The sequence below is a fragment of the Streptomyces sp. NPDC093094 genome, assembly GCF_044754345.1.
Taxonomy (GTDB): Bacteria; Actinomycetota; Actinomycetes; order Streptomycetales; family Streptomycetaceae; genus Streptomyces.
Genome location: NZ_JBIVOX010000001.1, coordinates 593,753 through 618,853, shown reverse-complemented (window position 1 = coordinate 618,853; position 25,101 = coordinate 593,753). Strand labels below are relative to the sequence as shown.

General features: G+C 74.0%; 26 protein-coding genes and 1 pseudogene. 3 read left to right on the top strand and 24 right to left on the bottom strand.

Going from position 1 to position 25,101, the window contains the following annotated elements; all coding sequences use genetic code 11:
- Positions 1 to 326: 326 nt before the first annotated feature.
- Complete coding sequence (locus ACIQGV_RS02390; protein ID WP_402489223.1) at positions 327 to 1,946, bottom strand: ATP-binding cassette domain-containing protein; 1,620 nt, start codon at positions 1,944 to 1,946, stop codon at positions 327 to 329.
- Positions 1,947 to 1,988: 42 nt separating this feature from the next.
- Positions 1,989 to 2,705: a histidine phosphatase family protein gene (locus ACIQGV_RS02385; protein ID WP_402489221.1), complete on the bottom strand. Its 717-nt coding sequence runs from the start codon at positions 2,703 to 2,705 to the stop codon at positions 1,989 to 1,991.
- A 157-nt stretch (positions 2,706 to 2,862) separates the two neighbouring features.
- Here ACIQGV_RS02385 and ACIQGV_RS02380 point away from each other — a divergent pair, with 157 nt between their 5' ends.
- Entirely contained in the window at positions 2,863 to 3,702 is an 840-nt protein-coding gene (locus ACIQGV_RS02380; RefSeq protein WP_402489219.1) for a methyltransferase domain-containing protein, read from the top strand.
- 24 nt (positions 3,703 to 3,726) lie between these two features.
- Here ACIQGV_RS02380 and ACIQGV_RS02375 read toward each other — a convergent pair whose 3' ends face one another.
- From ACIQGV_RS02375 to ACIQGV_RS02315, 13 genes and pseudogenes are all read right to left on the bottom strand, one after another.
- Positions 3,727 to 3,990: a gas vesicle protein K gene (locus ACIQGV_RS02375; RefSeq protein WP_402489517.1), complete on the bottom strand. Its 264-nt coding sequence runs from the start codon at positions 3,988 to 3,990 to the stop codon at positions 3,727 to 3,729.
- A 17-nt stretch (positions 3,991 to 4,007) separates the two neighbouring features.
- Entirely contained in the window at positions 4,008 to 4,196 is a 189-nt protein-coding gene (locus tag ACIQGV_RS02370; protein WP_402489216.1) for a gas vesicle protein, read from the bottom strand.
- Positions 4,193 to 4,975 (bottom strand): GvpL/GvpF family gas vesicle protein, encoded by a 783-nt coding sequence (locus tag ACIQGV_RS02365; RefSeq protein ID WP_402489214.1) that lies wholly within the window; start codon positions 4,973 to 4,975, stop codon positions 4,193 to 4,195. Before ACIQGV_RS02365 ends, ACIQGV_RS02370 begins: the two co-directional genes overlap by 4 nt.
- Positions 4,972 to 5,310: a gas vesicle protein gene (locus ACIQGV_RS02360; protein WP_402489211.1), complete on the bottom strand. Its 339-nt coding sequence runs from the start codon at positions 5,308 to 5,310 to the stop codon at positions 4,972 to 4,974. The genes ACIQGV_RS02365 and ACIQGV_RS02360 overlap by 4 nt, the downstream gene beginning before the upstream one ends.
- Positions 5,307 to 6,524, bottom strand: a complete 1,218-nt coding sequence (locus ACIQGV_RS02355; protein WP_402489208.1) for an SRPBCC family protein — start codon at positions 6,522 to 6,524, stop codon at positions 5,307 to 5,309. The genes ACIQGV_RS02360 and ACIQGV_RS02355 overlap by 4 nt, the downstream gene beginning before the upstream one ends.
- Entirely contained in the window at positions 6,521 to 7,243 is a 723-nt protein-coding gene (locus ACIQGV_RS02350; RefSeq protein WP_402489205.1) for a DNA primase, read from the bottom strand. Before ACIQGV_RS02350 ends, ACIQGV_RS02355 begins: the two co-directional genes overlap by 4 nt.
- A gap of 12 nt (positions 7,244 to 7,255) precedes the next feature.
- Positions 7,256 to 7,504, bottom strand: a complete 249-nt coding sequence (locus ACIQGV_RS02345; RefSeq protein ID WP_402489203.1) for a gas vesicle protein GvpG — start codon at positions 7,502 to 7,504, stop codon at positions 7,256 to 7,258.
- 3 nt (positions 7,505 to 7,507) lie between these two features.
- Complete coding sequence (locus tag ACIQGV_RS02340) at positions 7,508 to 8,278, bottom strand: GvpL/GvpF family gas vesicle protein (RefSeq protein WP_402489202.1); 771 nt, start codon at positions 8,276 to 8,278, stop codon at positions 7,508 to 7,510.
- Positions 8,275 to 8,703, bottom strand: a complete 429-nt coding sequence (locus tag ACIQGV_RS02335; RefSeq protein WP_402489200.1) for a gas vesicle structural protein GvpA — start codon at positions 8,701 to 8,703, stop codon at positions 8,275 to 8,277. The genes ACIQGV_RS02340 and ACIQGV_RS02335 overlap by 4 nt, the downstream gene beginning before the upstream one ends.
- A 44-nt stretch (positions 8,704 to 8,747) precedes the next feature.
- Positions 8,748 to 9,059: a gas vesicle protein gene (locus ACIQGV_RS02330; protein WP_402489197.1), complete on the bottom strand. Its 312-nt coding sequence runs from the start codon at positions 9,057 to 9,059 to the stop codon at positions 8,748 to 8,750.
- A gap of 72 nt (positions 9,060 to 9,131) precedes the next feature.
- Positions 9,132 to 10,058: a non-homologous end-joining DNA ligase gene (gene ligD / locus ACIQGV_RS02325; protein ID WP_402489194.1), complete on the bottom strand. Its 927-nt coding sequence runs from the start codon at positions 10,056 to 10,058 to the stop codon at positions 9,132 to 9,134.
- Positions 10,055 to 11,908, bottom strand: a pseudogene (locus tag ACIQGV_RS02320) (transketolase); the annotation flags it as partial. The pseudogene ACIQGV_RS02320 and the gene ligD, both read right to left, overlap by 4 nt.
- A gap of 146 nt (positions 11,909 to 12,054) precedes the next feature.
- The gene (locus ACIQGV_RS02315; RefSeq protein ID WP_402489191.1) at positions 12,055 to 12,585 is read right to left on the bottom strand and encodes a phage holin family protein; all 531 of its coding nucleotides are present in this window, start codon (positions 12,583 to 12,585) and stop codon (positions 12,055 to 12,057) included.
- Positions 12,586 to 12,625: 40 nt separating this feature from the next.
- On the opposite strand from ACIQGV_RS02315, the gene ACIQGV_RS02310 reads away from it, so the two are divergent.
- Positions 12,626 to 13,213, top strand: a complete 588-nt coding sequence (locus ACIQGV_RS02310; RefSeq protein ID WP_402489188.1) for a hypothetical protein — start codon at positions 12,626 to 12,628, stop codon at positions 13,211 to 13,213.
- On the opposite strand, the gene ACIQGV_RS02305 is transcribed toward ACIQGV_RS02310, so the two are convergent.
- A complete protein-coding gene (locus ACIQGV_RS02305) occupies positions 13,174 to 15,147 on the bottom strand; it encodes a DUF5107 domain-containing protein (protein ID WP_402489186.1) in 1,974 nt (657 codons plus the stop codon). The two genes, ACIQGV_RS02310 and ACIQGV_RS02305, sit on opposite strands and share 40 nt — an antisense overlap.
- A gap of 169 nt (positions 15,148 to 15,316) precedes the next feature.
- On the opposite strand from ACIQGV_RS02305, the gene ACIQGV_RS02300 reads away from it, so the two are divergent.
- Positions 15,317 to 15,664: a DUF6204 family protein gene (locus ACIQGV_RS02300; protein ID WP_402489183.1), complete on the top strand. Its 348-nt coding sequence runs from the start codon at positions 15,317 to 15,319 to the stop codon at positions 15,662 to 15,664.
- Here ACIQGV_RS02300 and ACIQGV_RS02295 read toward each other — a convergent pair.
- From ACIQGV_RS02295 to ACIQGV_RS02260, 8 genes are all read right to left on the bottom strand, one after another.
- Positions 15,636 to 16,187, bottom strand: coding sequence for a GNAT family N-acetyltransferase (locus ACIQGV_RS02295; protein ID WP_402489180.1), 552 nt, complete (start codon positions 16,185 to 16,187; stop codon positions 15,636 to 15,638). The two genes, ACIQGV_RS02300 and ACIQGV_RS02295, sit on opposite strands and share 29 nt — an antisense overlap.
- A gap of 44 nt (positions 16,188 to 16,231) precedes the next feature.
- Positions 16,232 to 16,483: a lipopolysaccharide assembly protein LapA domain-containing protein gene (locus ACIQGV_RS02290; RefSeq protein ID WP_402489178.1), complete on the bottom strand. Its 252-nt coding sequence runs from the start codon at positions 16,481 to 16,483 to the stop codon at positions 16,232 to 16,234.
- 76 nt (positions 16,484 to 16,559) lie between these two features.
- Complete coding sequence (locus ACIQGV_RS02285; protein WP_402489175.1) at positions 16,560 to 17,489, bottom strand: LD-carboxypeptidase; 930 nt, start codon at positions 17,487 to 17,489, stop codon at positions 16,560 to 16,562.
- A complete protein-coding gene (locus ACIQGV_RS02280) occupies positions 17,486 to 19,450 on the bottom strand; it encodes a prolyl oligopeptidase family serine peptidase (RefSeq protein WP_402489514.1) in 1,965 nt (654 codons plus the stop codon). The genes ACIQGV_RS02285 and ACIQGV_RS02280 overlap by 4 nt, the downstream gene beginning before the upstream one ends.
- Positions 19,451 to 19,455: 5 nt before the next feature.
- Positions 19,456 to 20,760, bottom strand: a complete 1,305-nt coding sequence (locus tag ACIQGV_RS02275) for a M20/M25/M40 family metallo-hydrolase (protein WP_402489172.1) — start codon at positions 20,758 to 20,760, stop codon at positions 19,456 to 19,458.
- Complete coding sequence (locus ACIQGV_RS02270; RefSeq protein ID WP_402489169.1) at positions 20,753 to 21,586, bottom strand: M55 family metallopeptidase; 834 nt, start codon at positions 21,584 to 21,586, stop codon at positions 20,753 to 20,755. Before ACIQGV_RS02270 ends, ACIQGV_RS02275 begins: the two co-directional genes overlap by 8 nt.
- A 98-nt stretch (positions 21,587 to 21,684) precedes the next feature.
- Positions 21,685 to 22,410 (bottom strand): class I SAM-dependent methyltransferase, encoded by a 726-nt coding sequence (locus ACIQGV_RS02265; RefSeq protein WP_402489167.1) that lies wholly within the window; start codon positions 22,408 to 22,410, stop codon positions 21,685 to 21,687.
- Between the two features lie 130 nt (positions 22,411 to 22,540).
- Entirely contained in the window at positions 22,541 to 25,018 is a 2,478-nt protein-coding gene (locus ACIQGV_RS02260; protein WP_402489164.1) for a SpoIIE family protein phosphatase, read from the bottom strand.
- Positions 25,019 to 25,101: the final 83 nt, after the last annotated feature.

The window sequence follows — 25,101 nt, the reverse complement described above, 5'->3', positions numbered from 1 at the left end:
TGTACGTCGACTCCTCCCGCCGCACCGAGGGCACCCCACGAGCGGCACCCGACCGCGGGGGCGATGCGGCCGAGCCCGCCCGGCCTGGCCCTGTTCCCCCGGGCGGGTGAGGTCGTGCCGGACCGGCGGCCCGATGCCCCCCGCTGCCGCGCACCGCACCCCTGCCGGGGCCCGCCGGGACGGTCGCCGGGCGGCGGTGGCCGGTGCGCTGTCCCTGGGGCCCGGCGGCGGGCGGCCGCGACGACGTGCCGGCGGGCGGCAGCGGAGCCCTGCCGCGCCGGGCCTGACCCCGTCGGCCCGGCCCGGACGGCCGCGCGGGCCGGGCCTCAGCGGGCCCGTTCCACCCGCCGTTCGTCCCAGACCGGCTCCGGGGTCTCGCGGACCCGGCCGTCGCTGCCGAAGACCAGATAGCGGTCGAAGGAGCGGGCGAACCAGCGGTCGTGGGTGACCGAGAGGACCGTGCCGTCGAACGCCTCCAGGCCCTCCTGGAGGGCCTCCGCGGACTCCAGGTCGAGGTTGTCGGTGGGCTCGTCCAGCAGCAGGGCGGTGACGCCCTGGAGCTCCAGCAGAAGGATCTGGAAGCGGGCCTGCTGGCCGCCGGAGAGCCGGTCGAAGGTCTGCTCGGCCTGCTGCGTCAGCTCGTAGCGGCGCAGACGGGACATCGCGGCGCCCCGGTCCTGGGCGTGCTCCTTCCACAGGATGTCCAGCAGCGTGCGGCCCTGGAGCTCCGGGTGGGCGTGGGTCTGCGCGAAGTGCCCGGGCACCACGCGCGCGCCCAGCTTCCACTCGCCGGTGTGCGCGACGTCCTCCCCGGCCAGCAGCCGCAGGAAGTGCGACTTGCCGGAGCCGTTGGAGCCGAGGACCGCGACCCGCTCGCCGTAGAAGACCTCCAGGTCGAACGGCTTCATCAGACCGGTCAGTTCGAGCCCCGCGCAGGTGACGGCCCGTACGCCGGTGCGGCCGCCCTTGAGGCGCATGGTGATGTCCTGCTCGCGCGGCGGCTCCGGCGGCGGACCCGCCTCCTCGAACTTGCGCAGCCGGGTCTGGGCGGCGGCGTAGCGGGAGGCCATCTCATGGCTGACGGCGGCGGCCTGACGGAGGTTCAGCACCAGCTTCTTCAGCTGGGCGTGCTTCTCGTCCCAGCGCCGGCGCAGTTCCTCGAAGCGGGCGAAGCGCTGCCTGCGGGCCTCGTGGTACGTCGCGAAGCCGCCGCCGTGCACCCAGGCGTCGGCGCCGGCCGGGCCGGGTTCGACGGAGACGATCTTCTCGGCGGCGCGGGCCAGCAGCTCCCGGTCGTGGGAGACGAAGAGGACCGTCTTGCGGGTCTCCTTCAGCTTCTCCTCCAGCCATCGCTTGCCGGGCACGTCGAGGTAGTTGTCGGGCTCGTCGAGCAGCAGCACCTCGTCGGTGCCGCGCAGCAGCGCCTCCAGCACCAGCCGCTTCTGCTCGCCGCCGGACAGAGTGCGCACCTGCCGCCACTGCGCCTTGTCGTACGGCACCCCGAGCGCGGCCGTGGTGCACATGTCCCACAGCGTCTCGGCCTCGTAGCCGCGGGCCTCGGCCCAGTCGGCGAGGGCCTGGGCGTACTTCAGCTGGGCGGCCTCGTCGTCGACGGTCATGATGCCGTGCTCGGCGGCGTCGACGGCCTTCGCGGCCTCCCGGATGCGCGGCGGGGCGACCGAGACGAGCAGGTCGCGCACGGTGGTCTCGTCGCGCACCGAGCCGACGAACTGACGCATCACACCGAGCCCGCCACCGACGGTGACGGTGCCGCCGTGCGGCTTCAGCTCGCCGGAGATCAGGCGCAGCAGGGTGGTCTTGCCGGCGCCGTTGGGTCCGACGAGGGCGACGACCGCGCCCTCGCCCACGCGGAAGGACACGTCGCCGAGCAGCGTCCTCCCGTCGGGGAGGTGGTACTCGAGGTGCGCGGCTTCCAGATGTCCCATGGTCAGGCATTGTGCGGGCGCCCCGCCCGGCCGGGCAAACCGTTATACCGCCCCGCCCGGTCCGCCCCCGGGGCCCGCGGGGTCCGGCCCGTGCCGGTCCGCCTCGCCGAGGGGCCGTCCCGCGGGGCCCTCCTCGACGACGGGCCCGGTGCCCTCCACCAGCGCACCGGCCCACGACAGCGCCGTCCAGCCGTCGGACGGGGAGCCCTCCAGGACGACCACGCCGGTGTTCTCCAGGCCCTGGGAGGCGCCGAAGGGGGCGTCCAGGTTCCCGGCGCGCACGGCCGTCCACAGCCGGACGGCGGCGCCGTGGCTGACCAGCACGGCGGTGCCGGCGCCGCCGTCCGCGGCCTCCGCGACCACGGCGTCGTAGCGCGCGAGCACCTCCTCGCCGGTCTCGCCGCCCGGCATCCGCAGCCGGGTGGCGCCCTCCATCCACGCGACCACGGTCCGCATGAACGTCTGTCCCCGCGGTGAGCCGCCGGGCAGCATCTCCAGATCGCCCGCCGTCACCTCGCGCAGCCCGTCGCGCACCCGGACCTCCAGGCCGCGGGCGGCGGCCAGCGGGGCGGCCGTACGGCGGGTCCGGGTCAGCGGGGAGGCGTAGACGGCGGTGACGTCCTCGCCGGCCAGGGCCTCCGGCAGCGCCGCGGCCTGCCGCTCCCCCAGCTCGGTCAGCTCGGCGCCGGGATACGCGGTGTCCAGCAGGAAGTCCACGTTGGCGACGGTCTGGGCGTGGCGGACGAGAAGCAGACGCATCGCCTCAGCGTACCCGCGGCGGCCGACGCGAGTACGTGGACTGACACACCGTCAGTCCATATAAAGAAATAGGTATCTCAGAATGCGGCACCCGGGCTTACGGTGACGTCAGCCGCCCCGGCACCCCGGGACGGGCCGGACGCGAAGGGGTACAGCCATGCCGCAAGCACGGGAGACCGCCGTCTACACCCATGGGCACCACGAGTCGGTGCTGCGTTCCCACACCTGGCGCACCGCCGCCAACTCCGCGGCGTACCTGCTCGGTTCGATCGAGCCCGGCATGCGGATCCTGGACATCGGCTGCGGCCCCGGCACCATCACCGCCGACCTGGCCGAGCTGGTCCCCGACGGGCATGTCACCGGTGCCGACCGGGCGCCGGAGATCGTGGCGACGGCCCGGGCCACGGCCGCCGCACGGGGCCTGGCCAACACCGACTTCACCGTCGCCGACATCCACGCCCTGGACCACCCGGACGACTCCTTCGACGTGGTCCACGCCCACCAGGTGCTCCAGCACGTGGGCGACCCCGTCCAGGCCCTGCGCGAGATGCGCCGGGTGACACGGCCGGGCGGGATCGTCGCCGTACGCGACTCCGACTACGCGGCCATGACCTGGTACCCCGCCTCGCCGGGCCTGGACGACTGGCAGGACCTCTACCAGCGGGTCGCCCGCGCCAACGGCGGCGAGCCGGACGCCGGGCGCCGGCTGAAGTCGTGGGCCCTGGAGGCGGGCCTGACGGACATCACCGCGACCTCCTCCACCTGGACCTTCTCCACCCCCGAGGAGCGTGCCTGGTGGAGCGGCCTGTGGGCCGACCGCACGCTGGCCTCGGCCTACGCGGACCGCGCCACCGAGGGCGGCCACGCGACCGCCGAGGAGCTGCGGGCCGTGTCGCGGGCCTGGCGGGAGTGGGGCGAGCGGGAGGACGGCTGGTTCAGCGTCCTGCACGGGGAGATCCTGTGCCGCGAGGGCGGCGGGACCCGCACGGCGTCCTGAGCACGGCGTCCTGCCCCCGCCGCCTCACTCCCGGGGCAGCAGGGGTCCCAGCGGCCCGAGGTCCAGGTTCAGGTCCTCGGGCCGCAGGCCGTAGCGCTCCCGCAGCTCGGTCATCCGCTCGTCCAGCAGCATCAGGGTGAGCCCGATCCGCTCCTCCTGCTCCTCGCTGAGGTCCCCGACGTCGACACGGCGCAGCGCCTGCCGCTCCATGAGCTGGCGCAGCAGCTCCACCACGGTCAGGACCAGCTTGACGAGGTCCCGTTCGACGGTGTCGGGGTCCAGCTCCATCCGGTGTCCGCGCGCGCTCACAGCGGCTCCCCCCAGGGCGCGGGAACGCCTGGCCCGACCGAGCTGATCAGGGCGTTCAGATCGATGCGGACGAGGTCGACGTCCGCGATGCGCAGCGTGAGGTCCCCCGTGACGACGACCCCGCCCGCCAGCAGCCGGTCGAGGAGGTCGACGAGGGCCACCTCCCGGCGTTCCACCACCGTCACCGGTCCTCCTCCCCCGTGAATCCCATGTCCCCCGTGAACGAGTAGGCCGCCCAGGGCCCGGTGAGCTCCACCCGCATCCCGGTGGCCTCGTCCTTCGTGCGGTCCACCAGCTCCACGAACTCCTCGGACTGCGCGCGGGGCACGAGATAGGCGGCGTTGAGGACGTTCTGCCCGGCCGCCCCGGAGAGCGCCGGGTTCTGCGGCGCGTGCAGCCGGACCTCCTCGGCGTGCGCGGACAGCGTGCGGTGCAGGCCGTTCGCGAACTCCTCGGCCCGCCGCCAGGTCTCCTCCGCGCCGAGCGACTGCCTGCGCCGGCGGCGCAGATAGTCCCGGCCGCTCGCCGGGCGGGCCGCCGGTGCCGCCGGCTCCTCCGGCTCGGGCTCGGGTTCGACGTACAGCTTCACACCCCACTCGACCCGGCCGGTCAGCCGTTCCAGGGTGCGCCGGAACTCCTCCTCGTGCCGCTCGATCATCACGCGTACGCCGCTGTCGTCGCGGAACACGGTGGCGAGCCGCAGCGGCAGCGGAGTGGTGACGGCCGTGAGCGCGTCGATCACGCCCTGGTGGGCGCGGGCCGTGGCGGTGAGCCAGTCGAGGTCCTCCAGATGCTCCCGCAGCGGCTCCTCGGAGAAGATCGTCTCCGGCACCGTGCTGACGACGGCGATCAGGCCGTGGTGCTCCAGCTGCCGGGGCGGCACCCCCGCCACCCCGGTCAGCTGCACCTGAAGCGGGGAGCTGAAGGGCCGGCAGACGGCGTAGACGTAGCGCAGACCGCTCACGGGGCCTCCTCCTGTGCCTTGCGGGGCTCCAGCTGCTCCAGCTGTGCCAGCCGCTCCCGCAACTCGGCGTTCTCACGCGCGAGTTCGGAGCGGCGGGCGCGGGAGGACAGCGCCGGGTCGTCCTCCCACCAGTCGATGCCCATCTCCTTCGCCTTGTCGACGGACGCGACCACGAGCCGCAGCTTGATGGTGAGCAGCTCGATGTCGAGCAGGTTGATCCGGATGTCGCCCGCGATGACGACACCCTTGTCCAGCACCCGCTCCAGGATGTCGGCGAGGTTGGCGCCGCCACCGTCGCGGGCATAGGGCTCGGGCAGCCGGCCGGCCACGCTCATCGGCGGCTCCGCCGGGACCGGGGCTCGGGCTCGGGCTCGGGCTCGGGCTCGTACTCGTCGTCGCCCCTCTCTTCCCCGCCGTCCTCGTACTCGTCCTCGTCCTCGTACCGGCCCTCGGGCTCGTCCGAGTCCTCGGCGTCCTCTCCATCGTCGTCGTACTCGGCGTCGTCGGCACGCCCGGCGTCGTCGTACTCGGCGTCCTCGTCCGGATACTCCTCGTCGTCCTCGTCCTCGTCCTCGTCCTCGTCCTCGTACTCGTCCTCGCCGCGAGGCTGCTCGTCGCGCTCCTCGTCGGTGGACTCGTCCCGGTCCTCGGACTCCTCCTGCTCCTCCTCCGCCAGGGCGTCCTCGTGGCTCTTGACGACCTCGCCGTCGCGGATCTCCCCGCGCCAGCCGTCCTTCGCCTCGCCCTTGAGGGTGATGTACCGGGCGAAGTGCTTCAGGTCCAGCCGGGCCCGGCGGCCCTGGGCCCGCCAGATGTTGCCGGTCTTCTCGAACAGGCCCGAGGGGTAGTACTCGAGGACGAGCAGGACTCGGGTCAGATTGTCGGCCAGCCGGTGGAAGGAGACGACGCCCTTCGTGGTGCCCTTGGCGCCCTCCGACGACCAGGCGATCCGGTCGTCGGGAACCTGCTCGGTGGTGTGGCCCTTCCAGCTGCGGCTGGACCAGAACACCTTGAGGTTCCAGTCGGAGTCCACGTCGTTGGCGCGGTTCGCGCTCTTGACGCCCTTGGCGAAGGTGCTGAAGTCCTGGTACTGGGTCCACTGGTCGTAGGCGGTGCGCAGGTCGACGCCGACGTCGATGTACTCCATGATGACGGTCGGCTTCTGGCCTCCGCCGCCCTTGCCCTTGCCCTTTCCCTTGCCGCCGCCGAGGTTCTTGAGGGCGCCCATCGCCTTGTCCTTCATCTGGCCGGCGCCGGTCTCCAGCGCCGCGCGCAGGGGCGACTTGCCTTCCGCGAGTTTGCGGCCGCCCTCGAGCGCGAGCTTGGCGAAACCCGGGCTGTTGCCCTCGGCGATGTCGTTGAGCTTGACCGTGGTCTCACCGAGTTTGCGGCCCGCGCCGGCCAGCACCCGCTGGGCCTGGGCGGCCAGGTACTCCTGGAGCTCGGCCTTGAGCCGGTCGGCGGCCTCGCTGTGGGCCAGGTCGGTGAGGGGATTGCTCTGCGCGGCGTCGGTCGCCTTCGAGGCGGTGGATCGAGCGGTGTCGGTCATCGGTCTCCGCCTCCCTTCGGACGGCGGGCCCGGCTGGCCGTCCTGGTGGCGGACCCGGCCGCCGACTTGGTCTTCTTCTCGGCCGTCTTCTGCGCCGTCTTCCTGGCGGGGCTCTTGCGGGCCGTGCTCTTGCGGGGGGCGGCCTTCTTGGCGGGCGCGGTGGCCTTCTTGGCCCGTGCCCGGCCACCGGAGCCGCGGGACTTCGCGGACCCGTCCGCGTCCGACTCGTCGTCGTCCGTGTCGTCGGCTTCGGCTTCGTCGTCGGCTTCGTCGTCGGCTTCGGTTTCGTCGTCGGCTTCGGTTTCGTCGGCGTCCGCGTCGGCCTTGCCGGCCTTCCGGGACTTCGGCGCGTCCTCGGCCTCCTCGCGCTCCTCGTCCTCGCGCTCCTCGTCCTCGTCGGGGAGCACGCCGGCGAGCCGGTCGCGCGTCTGCGCGGTACGGTCGTGGAGCCGGCCGGCGAGGGCGTCGAGCTGCCGCTCGACCATCGCCGAGGAGGCGGCCTTGCCGACGCCTCGCAGCTCGCCGCGGAGCTGGTCGCCGATCTCCTTGAACTGCGGGTTGTCCCGCAGCTGCGTCGAGACCAGTTCGGCGATCGCCCGGGGGCCGCCCAGCTTCTTGCCGGCCACGAACGAGCCGACGGCGAGGGCTACTTTCAGCTTCCTGGTGCGTCCCAGGAGGTATCCGGCCCCTATCGCGAGGCCCAGTCCCGTTCGGTTCATCGTCCTGTCCTGTCACTCTCCGGCCGCGTCCGGGCGCGGGCCTTGCTCCAGCCTGTCGAGCAGCTCGTCCTCCCGGCGGTCGAACTCCTCCTCGTCGATCTCCCCCGCCTCCAGGGCCTGCTCCAGTCGCGCCAGCTCGGCCTGGACGACGGCGGGGTCGTAGTACTGGCGCTCCGCCTCGCGCAGCACCTGGTTGATCACCCAGGCGCTTCCGCGCACGGGCGCGAACGGCAGCAGCAGCACCTCCGTGATCAGACCCATGGCCTACTCCACGCGCTCCGCGCCGGTGAGACCCGCGGGCGCGGCGTCCGCCGGACCCGGCTCCACGAAGCTGTACGGCGGCAGGGGCCCGTTCACCCGCAGTTCCAGGTGCGGAAGGCTCTTGCGGGTCTCGTCCACCGTCTCCAGGAACGCGGCGGCCTCGTCGCGGTGGACCAGGAACGAGACGTTGACCAGCCAGCCGCCGGACTCGGGCCCCGCACTGGCGGCCTCGGCGGCCCCTTCCAGCGCCTCGTGCACCCGGGCGGCGTCCTCGGCCTCCTGGGCGCGCACGGCGGTCGCGACCATCTCGCCCAGCCGCAGCTTGTCGTCGTAACTGCCGCCACCGGCGTTCCGGTTCGCCTCCGCGAAGGCGCGGAGCTCCGGGTCGGCGGCCATCACCTGGTGCAGCACGGCCTCTTCGACGTGGGACGCCTTGATGTTGTACTCGACCCGCGCGTCGAGCGCCCGCAGCCGCTCCTGGTAGTGGCCGGCCCGCTCGGTGAGCACGGCGGTGACCGTGTCCTCGTCGGGGGCGACGCTGCCGAACCGCATCGGCAGCACGGAGCCGGTGGATCCGGCTTCTCCCAGCACCGTCTGATGCGCCATCAGGTCACGCCGCTTGGGCCGCAGCCCCTCGGGTGCCTCGCCGACGATCGCGGCCAGTTCCCCCGCGGGCAGCAGCCGCACCGGGCGCGGCGGGTCTCCGACACCGGTGAGGCCGTCGGGCAGCGACGGGTGGGAACGCGCGACGATTCCGTAGACGTAGGTGCTCACTCCTGCTCCTCCTTGCGGCGCGAGGACGACCGACGGGCGCGCGGCCTGGCCTCGCGCTCCTCGGAGCCCTCGTCACGGGCCTGCTGGAAGGCGTCGGAGATGGTCTGCGCGGCGCCGGTCAGCGCGCCCTTGGACTTCCCGCGGGCGCCCGACTCGGTCATCTCGCCGACCAGATCGGGCAGGCCGGGGCTCTTGTGCGGTCCGGATTCCAGGTCGAGGCGGTTGCACGCCTCAGCGAACCGCAGATAGGTGTCGACGCTGGCCACGACGACCCTGACGTCGATCTTGAGAATCTCGATACCGACCAGGGAGACCCGGACGAAGGCATCGATGACGAGCCCCCTGTCGAGTACGAGTTCCAGCACGTCGTAGAGGCCGCTGGAGCCTCCCGACCCGCCTGTCTGTGCTGCCGGGACGACGGTCATACCTGCCGTTCCTCCTGTCGTGAAGTGGGTGGCGGTACAGCGGCCTAGCGGCCGGAGCGGCTCGCGTCGGACCGTCCGCGCTCATAGCGGCGGACGCGCCGGTAGCCGGTGAGCTGCCCGTCCGGGTCGAGCTCGACCCGGTAGCTGGCGAGCAGGCTCATCGTGTCCGGGACGCGCTCCAGCTCCAGCACCTCGACGTCCAGGGACCAGCCGTCCTCGGTCCGCTCGAAGGACGACACGCTCTCGGCCGTCATCCCGGTCAGCTCGGTCAGCTGTTCCCGCGCCTGGCGCAGTACCTCCATCGGGGACGGCTTCTTCTCCGCCCCGCCGGTCTCCTTGCTTGTCTTCTCAGTCATGGGCGTCTCTCCCACGGGCGAGTGGCCAGGAGAGCCCTGGTCAAACCCGACCGTTCGTCGGCGGGCAGGTTTTCAGCCGCTCAGCGCGTCGAGCCTGCGCCGGGCGGGCCGCAGGGAACGGGGCCGGCTCATGGCTCCGGCCCAGGGGTCGGTACGTGCCTGCTCCACGGCGTTCGCGACGGTCCAGCTACGGGCGGTGACCTCCTGATCGGTCAGCCGGTCCCAGGTCAGGGGGGTGGCCACCGGGGCGCCCGGCAGGGCCCGCACGGTGTAGGGCGCGACCGCGGTCTGCGCGTAGGCGTTGCGCTGCACGTCGAGGTAGAGGCGGTCGCCGCGGTCCTTCCTGCGGGCGGCGGTGGTCAAGCGGTCCGGGTGCCGGGAGACGAGCAGGTCGGCGACGGCCCGGGCGAAGTCCCGGACCTCGTCGACGTCGTGCCGGCCGTTCAGGGGCACCACGACGTGCACTCCGCGGGAGCCGGTCGTCATCGGCGCGCAGGGCAGCCCGAGGGCGTCGAGCAGTTCACCGACGAGCAGTGCCGTCTCCCGCACCCGGCCGAAGTCGTCCCCGGCCGGATCGAGGTCGAACACCATCCGGTCGGGGTGGCCGACGCCGTCGGCACGGGACAGCCAGCGGTGCAGGGTGAGGCACGCCTGGTCGGTGAGGTACAGCAGGGTGGCGGTGTCCTGGCAGAGGGTGTGCTGGACGGTGCCGCCCTCCTTGGGCAGGTCGGCGCGGGCGATCCAGCCGGGGTAGTGCCCGGGAGTGTTCTTCTGCATGAAGCGCGGGCCGTCGATGCCGTCGGGGTGGCGCTCCAGCATCAGCGGGCGCCCGCGCAGATGCGGCAGCATGAAGGGGGCGACCGCCCGGTGGTAGTCGGCGAGGTCGCCCTTGGTGTACTCCCGGGTGTCCGCGCCGCCGGGGAAGAGCACCTTGCCGGGCCTGCGCACCTCCACCGTGCGCCGCCCGGCCCGGATCCGCCGTACGTCGTCGCCGCTCACGGCACCACGGCCTGCTCCACGAGCAGGCGTACGCCGGCCGCGATCGAACCGGCGTCGATGCCCGCCGCGCGCAACTGCTCCTCGGGCGTGGCCGAGCCCGGCATCGTCCGTACGGCGAGCCGCACCAGCCGCGGGACGGGGCGCCCGTCCTGGAACGCGTCGAGGACGGCGTCGCCGAGGCCGCCCTCGGGGTGGTGGTCCTCCACGGTGACCAGGGCGCCGGTCTCCTCGGCGGCCTGCCGCAGGGTGAGCCGGTCGACGGGCTTGACGGAGTACAGGTCGAGGACGCGCACGGCGATGCCTTCGCGTTCCAGCAGGTCGGCCGCGGCGAGCGCCTCGTGCACGGTCACGCCCGCCGCGACCAGCGTGACCCGGTCCTGCGCGGAGGAGCGCAGCACCTTGGAGCCGCCGACCGGGAACTCGTCGCGCGGGTCGTAGATCACCGGTGTCGCGCCGCGCGAGGTGCGCAGATAGCGGATGCCGTCCAGTGCGGCCATGGTCGCCACCAGATGAGCCGTCTGGTTGGCGTCGCACGGGTAGAGCACGGTCGAGCCGTGCACGGCCCGGAACATCGCCAGGTCCTCCAGGCCCATCTGGGAGGGCCCGTCCTCGCCGATGGCGACGCCCGCGTGCGAGCCGACGACGTTGATGCCGGCCCCGCTGACCGCCGCCATGCGGACGAAGTCGTGGGCGCGGGTGAGGAAGGCCGCGAAGGAGGAGGCGTAGGGCACCCAGCCGCGGGTGGCGAGCCCGACGGCGGCGGCGACCATCTGCTGTTCGGCGATGTAGCACTCGAAGAACCGGTCGGGGTGTTCGTCGGCGAACGCCTTGGCCCGCGTGGAGTCGCCGACCTCGCCGTCCAGGGCCACGACGTCACCGCGTCCGCTGCCGAGGGCGGCGAGCGCCTTGCCGTAGGCGTCCCGGGTGGGGACGTCCTCGCCCCGGTCCCAGCGGGGGATCTCCGGGTGTCCGGAGCGCACGGCGTGCAGGACACGGGCGGCGGGCGGGTCGGCGACCCGGACGCGCAGGTCGGAGGGTCCGCCCAGTTCGGCGACGGCTCCTTCGGGGTCGGGCAGGGGCTTGCCGTGCAGGCCCTCGCGGTCCTGGACCTCCTCGACGCCCTTGCCCTTGAGGGTGCGGGCGAGGATCACGGTGGGCTGGCCGAGGGTGGAGGCCGCCTCCTTGCAGGCGCGGTCGATCGCGTCGACGTCATGGCCGTCGATCTCCACGGTGTGCCAGCCGAACGCCTGGAAGCGGCGGGCGTAGGCGTCGAGGTCATGGCCGTGGCGGGTGGGGCCCCGCTGGCCGAGGCGGTTGACGTCGACGATCGCGGTGAGGTTGTCCAGGTGCTCGAAGGCGGCGTGCTCGGCGGCCTCCCACACGGACCCTTCGGCGAGCTCGCTGTCCCCGCACAGCACCCAGACGCGGTAGCCGGTGCGGTCGAGGCGGCTGCCGGACAGCGCGATGCCCACGCCGACCGGCAGACCCTGGCCGAGGGATCCGGTGGCCGTCTCCACCCAGGGCAGCCGGCGCGGGGTGGGATGGCCCTCCAGGCGGCTGCCCTGCTTGCGGAAGGTGAGCAGTTCCTCCTCGTCGATCGCGCCGGCCGCCCTGGCCGCGGCGTACATCAGCGGAGAGGCGTGGCCCTTGGAGAGGACGAAGCGGTCGTTCGTGGGGTGCGCGGGCCGGTCGAAGTCGTAGCGCAGATGGCCCGCCAGCAGGACGGCCATCAGGTCCGCGGCGGACATCGAGGACGTCGGGTGCCCGCTGCCCGCGGCGGCGGCCGCGCGCACGCTGTCGACGCGCAGCTGACGGGCGAGGTCGGCGTATTCACGGGAGTTCATCGCGCTCCTTCGTCGGGTTCGCCGTACTCGTACCGGTCTTGCGCGTCACCGCGTTTCCCCGGCCCGCGCGCCCAAACGCGCGGGATCCCGGACGAGACGCCCGGCGAACGCGGCGCCGCGGGACGCGGCCCGTGTCCGCCTGCTCGCCGGCGTCACGCCCTGTGGTGGGGGTTCTCGGGGTCGGCGCCGTCCTGGTGCGGGGCGGGCGCCGCGGTGCCGCCGGGTGCCGGGGTGCCCGCGCCGGGCGTGCCCGGCGCCACGGGCGGCATGGGCGGGAAGCCGGCCGGGCCGCCGAGGCCGCCGGGCGTCACGCCCTGGGGCGCGGCGGCCCCGTGCGCCTGCTGTCCGTGGGCGTCGTCCTGCGCGCCGCCCCGCGGGGACGGCCGGGAGGACGACGGCCTGGCCGCCGCGCGCAGCGCGTAGGCGGCGGCGCCCAGGATCACGGCGGTGATCAGTGCGGCGGCCCAGTCGGGAAGACCGGCGGCCAGGGCGAGTCCGACGGTGAGCGCGACGGCGGCCCCCGCGTACAGGGCGACGGCGCCGGACGCCGCGTACAGCACCGCGCGCCGCCGCTGCCCACGGGTCTGCCGTCGCAGCTCGTCCCGCACGGTCTCCCGCGCCACCTGCGCGAGCTCGTCGACCAGTGCCTTGTCCAGGTGCTCCAGATGATCCAAGCGGTCCATGCGGGCCCGGGTACCCGCCGTCCCGCGGGCGTAACGCGGTGTGTCCGCCGGTGCCCGCGGCCGGACCCACCCGCCGCGCGGACCCACCGCCGCCCGCCGAGCTGTCACCTCCCGCCGGACCGTCACCGCCCGGCAGGCCGTCGCCGTACGGCAGACCGTCACCTCCCGCCGGACCGTCACCGTCCGCCGGACCGTCGCCGTACGGCAGACCGTCACCTCCCGCCGGACCGTCACCGTCCGCCGGACCGTCGCCGTACGGCAGACCGTCACCGCCCGCCGGACCGTCACCGTCCGCCGGACCGTCGCCGTACGGCAGACCGTCACCGCCCGCCGGACCGTCACCGTGCGGCAGGCCGTCACCGCCCGGCAGGCCGTCACCGCCCGGCAGGCCGCCGCCGTACGGCAGGCCACCGCCGTACGGCAGGCCACCGCCGTACGGCAGGCCGCCGCCGTACGGCAGGCCGCCGCCGTACGGCAGGCCGCCGCCTGCCGGACCGGCCCTGCCGGGCCGGTCGTGCGGTCCCCCGCGCCCCCTTCCGTCCCCCGCGCCCCTTCCCGTCCCCCGTGCCTCTTCTCGGGGTGCCGGTCTCAGCGGTCCTCGGTCTTCGGCCGCATGCGGAAGTCGTAGCGCTCGGGCAGCGGCTCGTCCGTGAGCCGTGACCACAGCCGGCCGATGTCCTCCGCCCCCTCCCTCAGGTCGGCCACCTCGAAGCCCGCGTCGAAGACGGCCCGGGCCCGCTCCGGCCGGCCCTCCGCGCACAGCAGCGTCGCCTCGATCAGCCGGAACCGGCCCCGGGCCCGTGTCCCGGTGTCCAGCCGGTCCCAGACACCGCGTGCCTCGCGCACCCGCCCGGCGGCGAGCAGGGCGGTGATCGCCTCACGCCCGAGGGCGGCCGCGGCGAAGACCCACGGCTCTCCGGGCCCGCGCCGGGCGCACAGGTCGCCGAACGCCTCCGCGTACCGTTCGGCGGCCCGGGTCCGGTGTCCCGCCTCCTCGTCGGCGACGGCGAGACACCGCAGGGCGGGCCATCGCTGCGGAGCGTGCCGCAGCGCCCGCTCCCAGCTGCGGACGGCCTGTGCCCGGTCTCCCCCGTGCCACTGGGCGATGCCCAGGTGGTACTCGGCGAGCGGTGTGGCGGGCGCCGTCTCCAGCATGTCCCGCCACGCCGGGGCGACGAGCGTCTCGCCGGGCGGCAGGACGGACGGCGCCCCGGGCAGGGAGCCGGTGCGCAGCAGCTCCCGCCACGGCGCCTGTGCCTCGCCGAGGGTGGACTCCGCGAAGGGCGTCCCGGGCAGTTTCCAGCCCGTGCGCAGCACCTCCAGCGCGCCCCAGCCGGAGCCGGCGGACAGGATCTCGGCGGGCTCGGTGTCGGCGTGGCCCCGCCAGGCGGTGTACGCGGCCTCGACGTCCGCGCGCGGGAGGACCTCCTCCAGACGGGCCTCGGCCGCGTCGACGACGTCCGCCCAGTCCTCGCCGGGCCGGCCGGGGGCGCAGTCCAGCGGCCCGTACGCCTCCAGCCAGCTGATCTCGCTCTCCGCCTCCAGCCGCACATGCTCCAGCTGGGTGCGGGCGAGCCCGGCCTGGATCTCGCAGTAGCCTCCGGTGCCGGGCTCGGTGAGCCACTCCTGCCAGCGCCGTCCGCCGGTGCCGGAGCCCCAGACGAACAGCTTGCGGCCGCGCAGGACGTCGGTCGACGTCTGCGCCAGCCCGTGCCCCTCGGCGTCCAGGGCCGCGATCCAGCGGCGCCGCCCGTCGGGGACGTCGTAGAACCAGTCGGCGGCGTGGCCGCTGTTCAGCGGGTAGGTGCGGTCGACGCCGTCGTGCTCGGGCACGGGCACCTTGCGCAGGCGGCGTTCGTAGCCGAAGTGATAGGCGTCCTCGGCCGGGGCGAGCACTCTGCGCTCCTCCGGCACGGCGGTGTTGGACCACCAGTAGGCGGGGACCGGCCGCTCGTGCGGGTTGCGGACGCGGACGCCGACGTGGAGGAAGTCGGAGCCGTCGGGGAGCCAGAGGTCGACCTGGAAGGGCAGGTCGCGCAGCCGTTCCCACTCCCACAGCCGCAGCATCGGACCGCCGTCGGGGGCGGGGACGCGGGCGGCGTGCAGGGGTGCGCAGGACAGGGTGGTGTGGCCGGTGGCGCCGATGTTCCACTCGATGCCGCCGGAGTACCAGGCGCCGTTGAGGGCGAAGTCGGCGGGCTGGAACACCGGGTTGCGGTAGAGGAGTTCCCGTCCCGAGGGCTTGTGGAGCAGGGACGCGATCCGGCCGCCGAGCCCGGGCAGGACGGTGACCTCCAGACGGTCGTTCTCCAGGACGAGGGCGTCGAACTCCCTCGGTGCGCGGTGCCGTCCGTAGCCGTCGCGGACCCGCAGCGGCAGCAGCCCGTGCAGCGGCCCGTACCCGATCTGCCGGGCCATGTCGCGGGGCAGGTCCTCCTTGTCACGGTCCTCGATGCGGTGCACCTCGTCCAGGGTCCGCAGCGGGGGCAGGGGGTTGTCCGGGCCCAACTCGGCCGCGGGCAGGGTCACTCGCGCGCGTCGGATCGTCGTCACGATCACCATGGAACCCGGCCGCCGGGCAACCGGCCAGAGGAGCTGCCGGTCAGGATTGGGCAAAGGCGGCCGCGCACCGGAGGGCGGCCGCGGCCTCGCCGCCGCGATATTCCGCGTGCGGTCCGGGCCCGGCGGCGTACAGTCGGGCTCTTCGACGCAGTGCACCGAGGAGACGGACGTGGCGGAGCAGCACACCTACCGGGTGATCGTACGGGGCACCTGGGAAGGGCTCACCGAGGAGGCGCGGGCCCGCCTGCTGGCCGAGGCCGACGAGCACGGCCTGGCGAGCATGCGCTTCACGCAGGAGGGGACCCTCTCCTACGAGCGGGCGCCGCTGAAGCACTTCTCGATGCGGTTCGTGGTGGTGTCCGACGCGGCGGACGGCGAGGACATGGCGGCGGCGATCGCCGAGGACCGGGCGGAGACGGTGCTGCGGGGTCTGGGCTGCGGCTTCGGCGTGCTGCGGTCGACCGTCACCGACCTGGACACCATGAAGATCAATCACAAGCCGGCCGCCCGGCGATGAGCGCCCAGCGCTCGTGATCGCGCCAGGCCCCGTCGACGAAGAGCATGGCCGGTGAGAAGCCCTCCAGGCGGAAGCCGCAGGAACGGGCGAGGGCGATGGACGCGGTGTTGCCGGGCTGGACGTTGATCTCCAGGCGGTGCAGCTGCATCGGCCCGAAGGCGTGGCCGACGACCAGGCCGAGGGCCTCGCGCATCAGCCCCTGCCCCGCGGCGTGCGCGAAGACGCCGTAGCCGAGGGCACCGCACCGGAACGCGCCGTGGACGATGTTGTTGATGTTGATGAACCCGGCGATCGCGCCGTCGTCCTTGCGGCACACCAGGAAGCCCGCGCGGGCCGGGTCCTCGATGAGACGGTCCGCGTAGCCGGCGTACGCCTCGGCGCTGTCCGGCGGGAACAGCCAGGGGTGGTGGAGGTCCTTGCTCTCCCGGGCCCGGGCGGTGAACTCCTCGCCGTCGGCCCGGGTGAAGTGGCGTACGCCCACCCGGGGGCCCTCGGCGAGGAAGCGTGATGCGGTGTGCGGCATCCGCCCAGCCTATGCCGCACCCGGCGCCGGCGGTCCGGGACGCCTCAGCGCCGGCGCCTGGCGAGGAAGGCCCCGCACAGCACGCCGATGATCATCGTGATCAGCAGCGCCACCCACAGGGGCATGGTGACCACGGGGATCAGCAGCCGGATCTCGGTGCTCTGGGTGTTCTCGAAGATGAAGATCAGGCCGAGGACGCCGAGGGCGAGGACGAACCACCGGCCGGGGGTCATGACCCCGCCGCGCCCGCCTTCCTTCGTGGTGCTCTTGCCGCTGTCGGTCAGCTTCGGGCTCATACCCCCAGGGTGCGCCTCTCCCGCAGGTCACGCGCGGTGAGCGCATCCCGCGGGCGGGGCGGGGCCGGGCGCGGCCTCAGCGCAGGGCCGGTGCGTCCAGGGTCAGCGTGCCCGCCTCCGCGTCCAGCTCGGCGGCGACGCCGAAGGGGATCGTCAGCGCGCCGTCGCAGTGCCCGAAACCGAAGTTCTCCACGACGGGCACCCCGAGCCCGCCGAGCCGGTCGGCCAGCAGCGGCCGCAGTCTGCCCTCGTAGTCCTCGCACTGCTCCCAGGAGCCGAGCAGCACCCCGCTCACCCCGTCCAGCCCGCCCGCGCGCAGGAGCTGGGTGAGGTAGCGGTCGAGCCGGTACGTCTCCTCCCCGACGTCCTCCAGGCACAGCAGGCCGCCCGCCGCGGAGGGGCGCGCGTGCGGGGTGCCCGCCTCGGCGGCGAGCAGGCACAGGCACCCGCCGAACAGCACACCGCGGGCGCGGCCCGCGACCATGGCCCTGCTGTCCGGCGCGGTGACGGTGGTGACGGTCTGCGGAGCGAACAGCGTGGTCCTCAGATGTTCCTGGGCGCGCGCGTTCTTCAGCAGGTCGACGCCCGCCGCCATGGGCCCGTGCAGGGTGACCAGGCCGAGCCGGACGGCGAACGCCTCGTGGAGCGCGGTGATGTCGCTGAAGCCGACGAACACCTTCGGCCCGGCCGCCCGCATCGCGTCCCAGTCCAGCAGGTCCGCCATGCGCTGCACCCCGTAGCCGCCGCGGGCGCACAGCACGGCGTCGACCGACGGGTCGCACCAGGCGGCCTGGAGGTCGGCGGCCCGGTCGGCGTCGGCGCCCGCCAGGTAGTCGAACTCGGCGTGCCGGTCCAGGACATGGGGGGCCACGACGGGTTCGAGGTCCCAGCCGCGCAGCAGGTCCAGGCCCGCCTCCAGACGCTCCTCGGGCACAGGCCCGCTGGGCGCGACGACGGCGACGCGGGCTCCGGGGGCGAGGCGCGCGGGGCGCCGCAGTTCCTTCATCCGGCCAGCTCCAGCTTCGGGACGCCGGGCACACGGAGCCCGAACACCTGCGCGTACAGGGACAGTTCCGCCTCCAGGGCGCGGACCATGGTGTCGGCACGCCGGAAGCCGTGGCCCTCCCCCTCGAAGGCGATGTACGCGTGCGGCACTCCCCGGCCCTCCATGCGGGCCAGGAACCGCTCGCTCTGGGCGGGCGGGCAGATCACGTCGTCCAGGCCCTGGAGCAGCAGGAAGGGCGCGGTGATCCGGTCGGCGTGCTCGGTGGGGGAACGTTCCGCGTACCGTGCGGGCACCTCGGCGTACGGGCCGACCAGCGTCTCCAGATAGTGCGACTCGAAGTCGTGGGTCTCCCCGGACGCCCAGCCGGCCAGGTCCAGCACCGGGTAGATGACGGTGCCGCAGGCGTACACGTCGGTCGTGGCGAGGGAGGCGGCGGTGGTCCAGCCACCCGCGCTGCCGCCCCGGACCGCCAGCCGGGACCGGTCGGCGGTGCCCTCCTCGGCGAGGGCCAGCGCGACGGCGGCGCAGTCCTCGACGTCGACCACGCCCCACTGCTCGCGCAGCCGGTTGCGGTACGCGCGTCCGTACCCGGCCGAACCGCCGTAGTTCACCTCGGCGACGCCGATGCCGCGCGAGGTGAAGTAGGCGATCTCCAGGTCGAGCACCAGCGGGGAGCGTCCGGTGGGTCCGCCGTGCGCCCAGACGACGTACGGCGGCAGCTCGGCGTCGGGTGCCGTGCAGGCCGGATTGTGCGGCGGGTAGACGTGGGCGTGGATGTCCCGGCCGTCGGGCCCGGTGAAGGTGCGGATCTGCGGCTCGGGGTAGTGGACCGGGTCGACGGCGTCGTCGTGCGGGGCTCCGACGACCCGGGCGTGCCCGGTGCGGGTGTCCAGCTCGACGACCTCGTAGGCGGTGCGCGGACTGGCGCCGACGGCGACGACGCGTTCGCCGTGCACGGCCAGGGTGGGCGCGAACTCGGTCCACGGCCCGGCCGCGTCGACGACCTCGCCCGTCTCGGGGTCGAGCACGCCGAGCGCGGTGGCGCCGCGGCCGTGCACAACGGCGATCAGCCCGCTCGGCAGCGGGGCGAACCAGCGGTGGCCGATCTTCCACAGCGGCCCGCCGAACTCCTCCTCGCGCGGGCACAGGGGCTCGCCGTCGCGGTAGATGTTCCACCAGCCGGTGCGGTCGCTCGCGTACAGCAGGGCGCCGTCGGCGGCGAAGTCGGCCTGGCAGACGGACTCCTCGGGGCCGCCGGCCACCACCCGGGGTGTGCCGAGGGTGCCGTCGGGCAGGACGTCGGCGAGCAGCAGTTCGGTGCCGTCCCACGGCATGCGCGGATGGTCCCAGCCGAGCCACGCCGCGCGCCGCCCGTCGGGCGAGAGCCTGGGGCCGGTGACGAACCGGTGCCGCTCGGCGGCGAGTTCCCGCACGGCGTCACGGGATGCGGCGGCGGAGCCGTCCAGCGGCACGGCGACCGGCACACGGCGCACGTCGCCGGGTCCGTCGCCGGTGAACTCCTCCAGCACGCACCACACCTCGCCGCGGCCGGGCGGCAGCACCGGGTCCGCCCAGCGCAGTCCGCCGCCCACCTCGGACACCGGGGTGAGCGGGACGGGCTCCGCGCCGGGCTCCCAGCGATAGAGCCGCTGGTCGGCGAAGTGCACGAACACCACCAGGGGGCGGCCGTCCGCCTCGGCGCCCGCCCAGGGCTGTCCGCCGTACTCGACGACCCTGCTGCGCACGTTCCACGGCGCGGGCAGCACCTGCTCCTCGCGGCCGTCGGCGTGGCGGCGCACCAGGGTGCGGCGGCCGCCCTCGGCGGGGCGGGGTTCGGTCCACCACGCCTCGTCGCCGACGAAGCCCGCGTACTCGGGATGCCCGTCGTGGGCGGCCGCGAGGGCCGCGTCGATGGGCGAGGGCCAGGACCCGTAGGCCAGCGTCCGCACGTCGTCCCCCACTTCGCTCACGCCGTCCGCAGGAAGCGGTCCAGGACGCGGACACCGAAGTGCAGCGCCTCGACCGGAACCCGCTCGTCGACCCCGTGGAACAGCGCCTGGTAGTCGAAACCCTCCGGCAGCTTCAGCGGCGCGAAGCCGTAGCCGGTGATGCCCAGACGCGAGAACTGCTTGGCGTCCGTGCCGCCGGACATGCAGTACGGCACCACATGCCCCTCGGGCGCGAACTCCTCCACCGCGGCCCGCATCCGCGCGAAGACCGGCGCGTCCACGGGTGCCTGGAGGGCGACCTCCCGGTGCTGGAACTCCCAGTCCACGTCCGGGCCGGTCAGCTTGTCGAGCGTGGTCCGGAACTCCTCCTCGCCGCCCGGCAGGAAGCGGCCGTCGACGAAGGCGGCCGCCTCGCCCGGGATGACGTTGATCTTGTAGCCGGCGTCCAGCATGGTCGGGTTGCTGCTGTTGCGCACGGTCGCCTCGACCAGCTTGGCGGCCGGGCCCAGCTCGGCCAGCAGCCCGTCCACGTCGTCGAGGTCCGCGTCGATGCCGTACAGCGCGGCGAGTTCGGTGAGCGCGGCCCGCACGGTCGGGGTGAGCCTGAGCGGCCACTCGTGCGCGCCGATCCGGGCGACCGCGGCGGCGAGCCTGGTCACCGCGTTCTCCCGGTTGACCTTGGAACCGTGTCCGGCGCGGCCGCGCGCGGTCAGCTTCAGCCAGCCCGTGCCGCGCTCACCGGCCGCGATCGGGTAGATCTGCCGTCCGGAGCCGTCGTGGAAGGTGAACGCGCCGGACTCGCTGACGCCCTCGGTGCAGCCCTCGAACAGCTCCGCGTGCTTGTCGGCCAGGAAGCCCGAGCCGTCCTCGGCGCTGGCCTCCTCGTCCGCGGTGAACGCGATGACGAGGTCGCGCCGGGGCCGTACGCCCTCGCGGGCCCAGGACCGTACGACCGCGAGGATCATCGCGTCCATGTTCTTCATGTCGACCGCGCCGCGGCCCCAGACGACGCCGTCGCGGACCTCGCCGGAGAACGGGTGCACGCTCCAGTCGGCGGCCTCGGCCGGCACCACGTCGAGATGGCCGTGCACCAGCAGCGCGTCGGCCGACGGGTCGGTGCCCGCCAGCCGGGCCACGACGTTGGTCCGGCCCTTGGTGCGCTCCAGCATGACGGGGTCCAGGCCCGCCTCGGCGAGCGCCGCGGCCGCGTACTCGGCGGCGGGCCGCTCCTGGCAGTCACCGCCGCCCCGGTTGGTGGTGTCGATGCGGATGAGGTCGGAGGTGAACCGGACGACCTCGTCCAGTGCCCGCTCGTCAGCCATACTGCTCCTCCACTGCGGCCGAGACGACGGTGGTGACCGCCTTGAAGGTGCGGATCCCCTCGAACATGGTGGCGCTGGTGTAGGCGACCTTGCGCTCCCCGGTCCGGGCCACCCCCGGTACGACGGTCGCGGCCATCGCCAGGTGCTCGGCGTCGAACTCCAGCGCGATCGTGTGCGGCCCGGCGGAGACCGGCTCGTGCCGCACGGCGAGCGCCGCCGCCTCCTTCGCGGCCGCCCGGATGTCGGCCGCGGTGCGCGCGGGGGTGCGGCAGACCGCCGCGTACCGCGACACATGGTCCTTCACCGCGACCTTCAGCGCCTCGGGGGCGTAGCCGAGCGCGTCCTCGCAGGCCAGGTCGTCCCCGGTGACCAGCACGACCGGCACCCCGTACTCGGCGACGACATGGGCGTTCAGCAGGCCCTCGCTGGCCCGGACGCCGTCCAGCCAGACACCCGTGAGCTGGTTGGCGAGGTAGGTGTGCGCGAGGACGCCCTCCATCCCCGCACCCGTGTGGTAGCCGATGAACGCGATCCCGTCGACGTCGCCGTGCTGGACGCCCTCGACCATGGACAGCGCCTTGTGCCGGCCGGTCAGCATCTGCGCCCGCTCGTCCAGCTGCTCCAGCAGCAGATTGCGCATGCTCCAGTGCGCCTCGTTGACGAGGACCTCGTCGGCGCCGCCGTCGAGGAAGCCGAGCACCGCGGCGTTCACGTCCGAGGTGAACATCGAGCGGCACCGCTCCCACTGCGGGGTGCCCGGCAGCACGTCCGCGGGCCAGGTCACCCCGGTGGCGCCCTCCATGTCGGCGCTGATCAGGATCTTCATGATGCGCACGTTACGCGGAGATACGGAAACCGGCCAGGACACGGTTTTTCCGCCCTGACCGGTTTCCCACCGTACGTCTTCCCGCGAGCGGGCCCGGATCAGGCCGCACGGCCCGCCATCAGCCATATGGACGGCAGCTCGATCCGGGCGCCGTCGGCGGTGTACTCGGTGGTGACCAGCGGCAGACCGCCGCCCGCGAGGACGGTGAGACCGGCAGCGGCCAGCAGCTCGGGGACCGCCGCGTCGGCGACCTCGCCGGGGGCGATGCCGTGGCGCAGGACCGGGGCGAGCTTGGCGGGCGGTCCGACCGGGCGCCGGGCCAGGTCGCGCAGCACGGCCCCGGCGGCCTCGGACGGCTCGACGAGGAAGACGCGCCCGCGGGTACCGGCCAGCGTGGCCAGCGTGTCGGCCAGCGGCCGGCGGTCGTCGGGCTCGCACTGGTGCAGCACCCCGCGCATGTAGACGTTGGCGTCACCCAGCTCCGCGTGCAGCGTCTCGGCCTCGGTCTTGTCGGTGGCGTCGAGCTCCCGGTACACCGCCTGTCCGGCCGGGTCGGCGCGGCGGGCGTGCTCCAGGGCCGCGGCGGACAGCTCGACGCCGATCACCCGGGCGAAGCGGTCGGCGAGGAAACGGGTCTGGGTGCCGTTGCCGCAGCCCAGGTCGACGAGCGGCAGGGCGGGGTCCGACAGGAGGGGCTCGAAGAGGGCCAGGTGCCGGGCGGCGGTCAGGGACGGCTCCGCGTCCCAGAACACCGCCTGCGGTTCGCCGGACGTCTCCCTCCAGAAACCCTCCCACGCGTCGCGGTACCGACTCGTCACGCTCATGCCCAACCCCCCAGGTACGACACCGATCCGCCGAGTGCGACGGGCGAGTACGGGTCTACCGCCCCCCGGTCGTGCCGACAAGCACACGGCGCGTTCCTTCACCGCTCGTCCGGCGGATGTGCGCGCCCGGTCAGCGCCGGGGCAGGGTGAGCTCGAACCACACCGTCTTGCCCGCGGCCGTACGGCTGGTGCCCCACTCCCGCGCGAGCGTGGACACCACGCGCAGACCGCGCCCGGTCTCGTCGGAGGGTCCCGCGCTCAGCAGGGTCGGCAGGTCGTGGTGGTCGTCGTCCACCTCGCACAGCAGCGTGTCGCCGCGCACCAGGCGCAGTTCGACGGGGTGGGTGCGCGAGTGCCGTACGGCGTTGGTGACCAGCTCGCCCACCAGCAGCTCGGCGGTGTCCGTCAGTGCGGCGAGCCCCCACACGTGCAGCTGCTCGCGGACCACGGCCCGGGCCCGGGGCACCTCGGCCGGGTCCAGGGGAAGACGCCACCGGGCGACGTCGCCGGGTTCGATGCCGTTCAGCCGGGCCATCAGCAGCGCCACGTCGTCCTTGCGGCCGCCCCGGGTGTTCAGGGCCCGGATGATGGTGTCGCAGGCGTGGTCCATGGACGCGGCCGGGTGCGCGGCGGACTCGCAGAGCGTCGCCAGGCCCACCCCGATGTCCTCGCCGCGCATCTCCACCAGTCCGTCGGTGCACATCACCAGCCGGTCGCCGGGCTCCACCCGCACGCGTACGGCCTCGAAGGGCACCCCGCCGACGCCGATGGGCGCTCCCGTCGGCAGGTCGAGCAGTTCGCTGCGCCCGTCCTCGGCCCGCACGACCACCGGCGGGATGTGCCCGGCGTTGGCCAGGTGCAGTTCGCCCCCGATCGGGTCGTAGACGGCGTAGAGACAGGTGGCCAGGTAGGTGTCGCCGAGGCGCTGGGCGAGGTCGTCGAGATTGCGCAGCAGCTGCGCGGGCGGCAGGTCGAGCGCGGCCATGGTCTGCACCGCGGTCCTGAGCTGGCCCATCATCGCGGCCGAGTTCAGGCCGTGGCCCATCACGTCGCCGACGACGAACGCGGTACGCGCGCCGGGCAGTTTGACCGAGTCGAACCAGTCGCCGCCGACCCGGCCGAGGAGGACGCCGGGCAGATAGCGGGTGGCGATGTCGCAGCCGGCCCGGCGTGCCGGGATGTGCGGCAGCATGCTGTCCTGGAGGGTCTCGGCGACGCTCTCCTGGTAGGTGTACATGCGCGCGTTGTCGAGCACGAGGCCCGCGCGGGCGGCGAGTTCGGCGCCGGTGACCCGGTCCATGTCGTTGAACTCGGCCCGCTCGGGGTGGCGCAGCAGAATCATGAAGCCGAGGACGACACTGCGTGCCTTGAGCGGGACGACCAGCATGGACCGGCCGGTGATCAGCGGCCGGATGTCGCGCTTCTCGAACTGCGAGGCGATGGCATGGCCCATCTGCTCGCTGATCCGCGGCACGAGGACGGGCTCGCCGGTGGTCATGCACTGGAAGAACGGGGTGTGCGCCGGGAACGGCATGGCCTCGCCGACCGGTACGACGTCGTCCCAGCGGCCGGGCTCGTCGGTGTGCTCCAGGGCCACCCGGTGCCACAGGGTGGTGGTGTCGGGCACGCCCTCGGGGAACCCCTCGCCGGCGACGACCTGTTCGCGCAGATAGGTCCCGGCGACGTCGGTGAAGCGCGGCACGACGGCTCTGCTGACCTCGACGATGGTCCGGGAGAGGTCGAGCGAGGTGCCGATCCTCCCGCTGACCTCGTTGAGGAACTCCAGCCGCTCGCGCACGGCGGCGTGCTCCAGGTCCTCCCTGTCGTCCTCGGCCCGTCCGGCGGGCAGCGGCTCGCCCGCCGCCGCGGCCCGGGCCAGCAGCTCGCGGCGCGCCTTGCGCTCGGCACGCCGGGGCACGCCCCAGTCGGGGGTGACGGGCACCCGGTCGTTCTGGCTGAACTCCAGCACGGGGTAGCCCAGTTCGAGCACCTGGGCGACGATGCGGGCGCTCTCGTCGACGCTCATGCTGGGCAGGATCTCGGGCAGCCTGCGGGCGAGTTCCCCGGAGCCGGGGAAGTCGGTGTGCAGGGCGAAGCCGGGCGTGATGCGCTCGACCGTGCGGCCCGGCCCGCCGGGCGTCTCGGGACGCAGCCCGGCCGCGTCCGCGGCGAGCACCAGGAGCCGCTCGGCACCGGGTCCCACCAGCGGGTAGGCCCACCACAGCACCTCGGCCCGGTCACGTCCGGGCACATCGAGCCGGGCGCTCCCGGCCGCCGGGTAGGAGAGCCCGCCGCCCAGCGAGGACTCCAGGTCCGGGCCGAGTCCGTCGTAGGTGTCGTAGGCCCCGTAGGGGGAGGGTTCCGCGGCCCCGGGCAGGGCGCCGGAGACGGGCAGCAGATCCGTCGCGGGCAGGCCGACCGCCGATTCCCTGGAGGCGCCGAACAGCCGTCGCGCACCGCTGCTCCAGTGCGAGACGAGGCCCTCACGGTCGACGACCACGACGGCCAGCGGTATCCGCCCGGTCACGGGCCCCGGCACGGGGCCGGCCTCCGCGCCGGGCCCGGTCGGGCGGCTGGGAGGTGCTGTCCGGTCGGTGCCACGGTCCATGGCCCAAGCCCTCTCTCCGCAAGCCTCCGCAAGATCTGTCCCCGCACCACGGTACGGCTCCGGTCCGGGCCGATGTGCGGCAA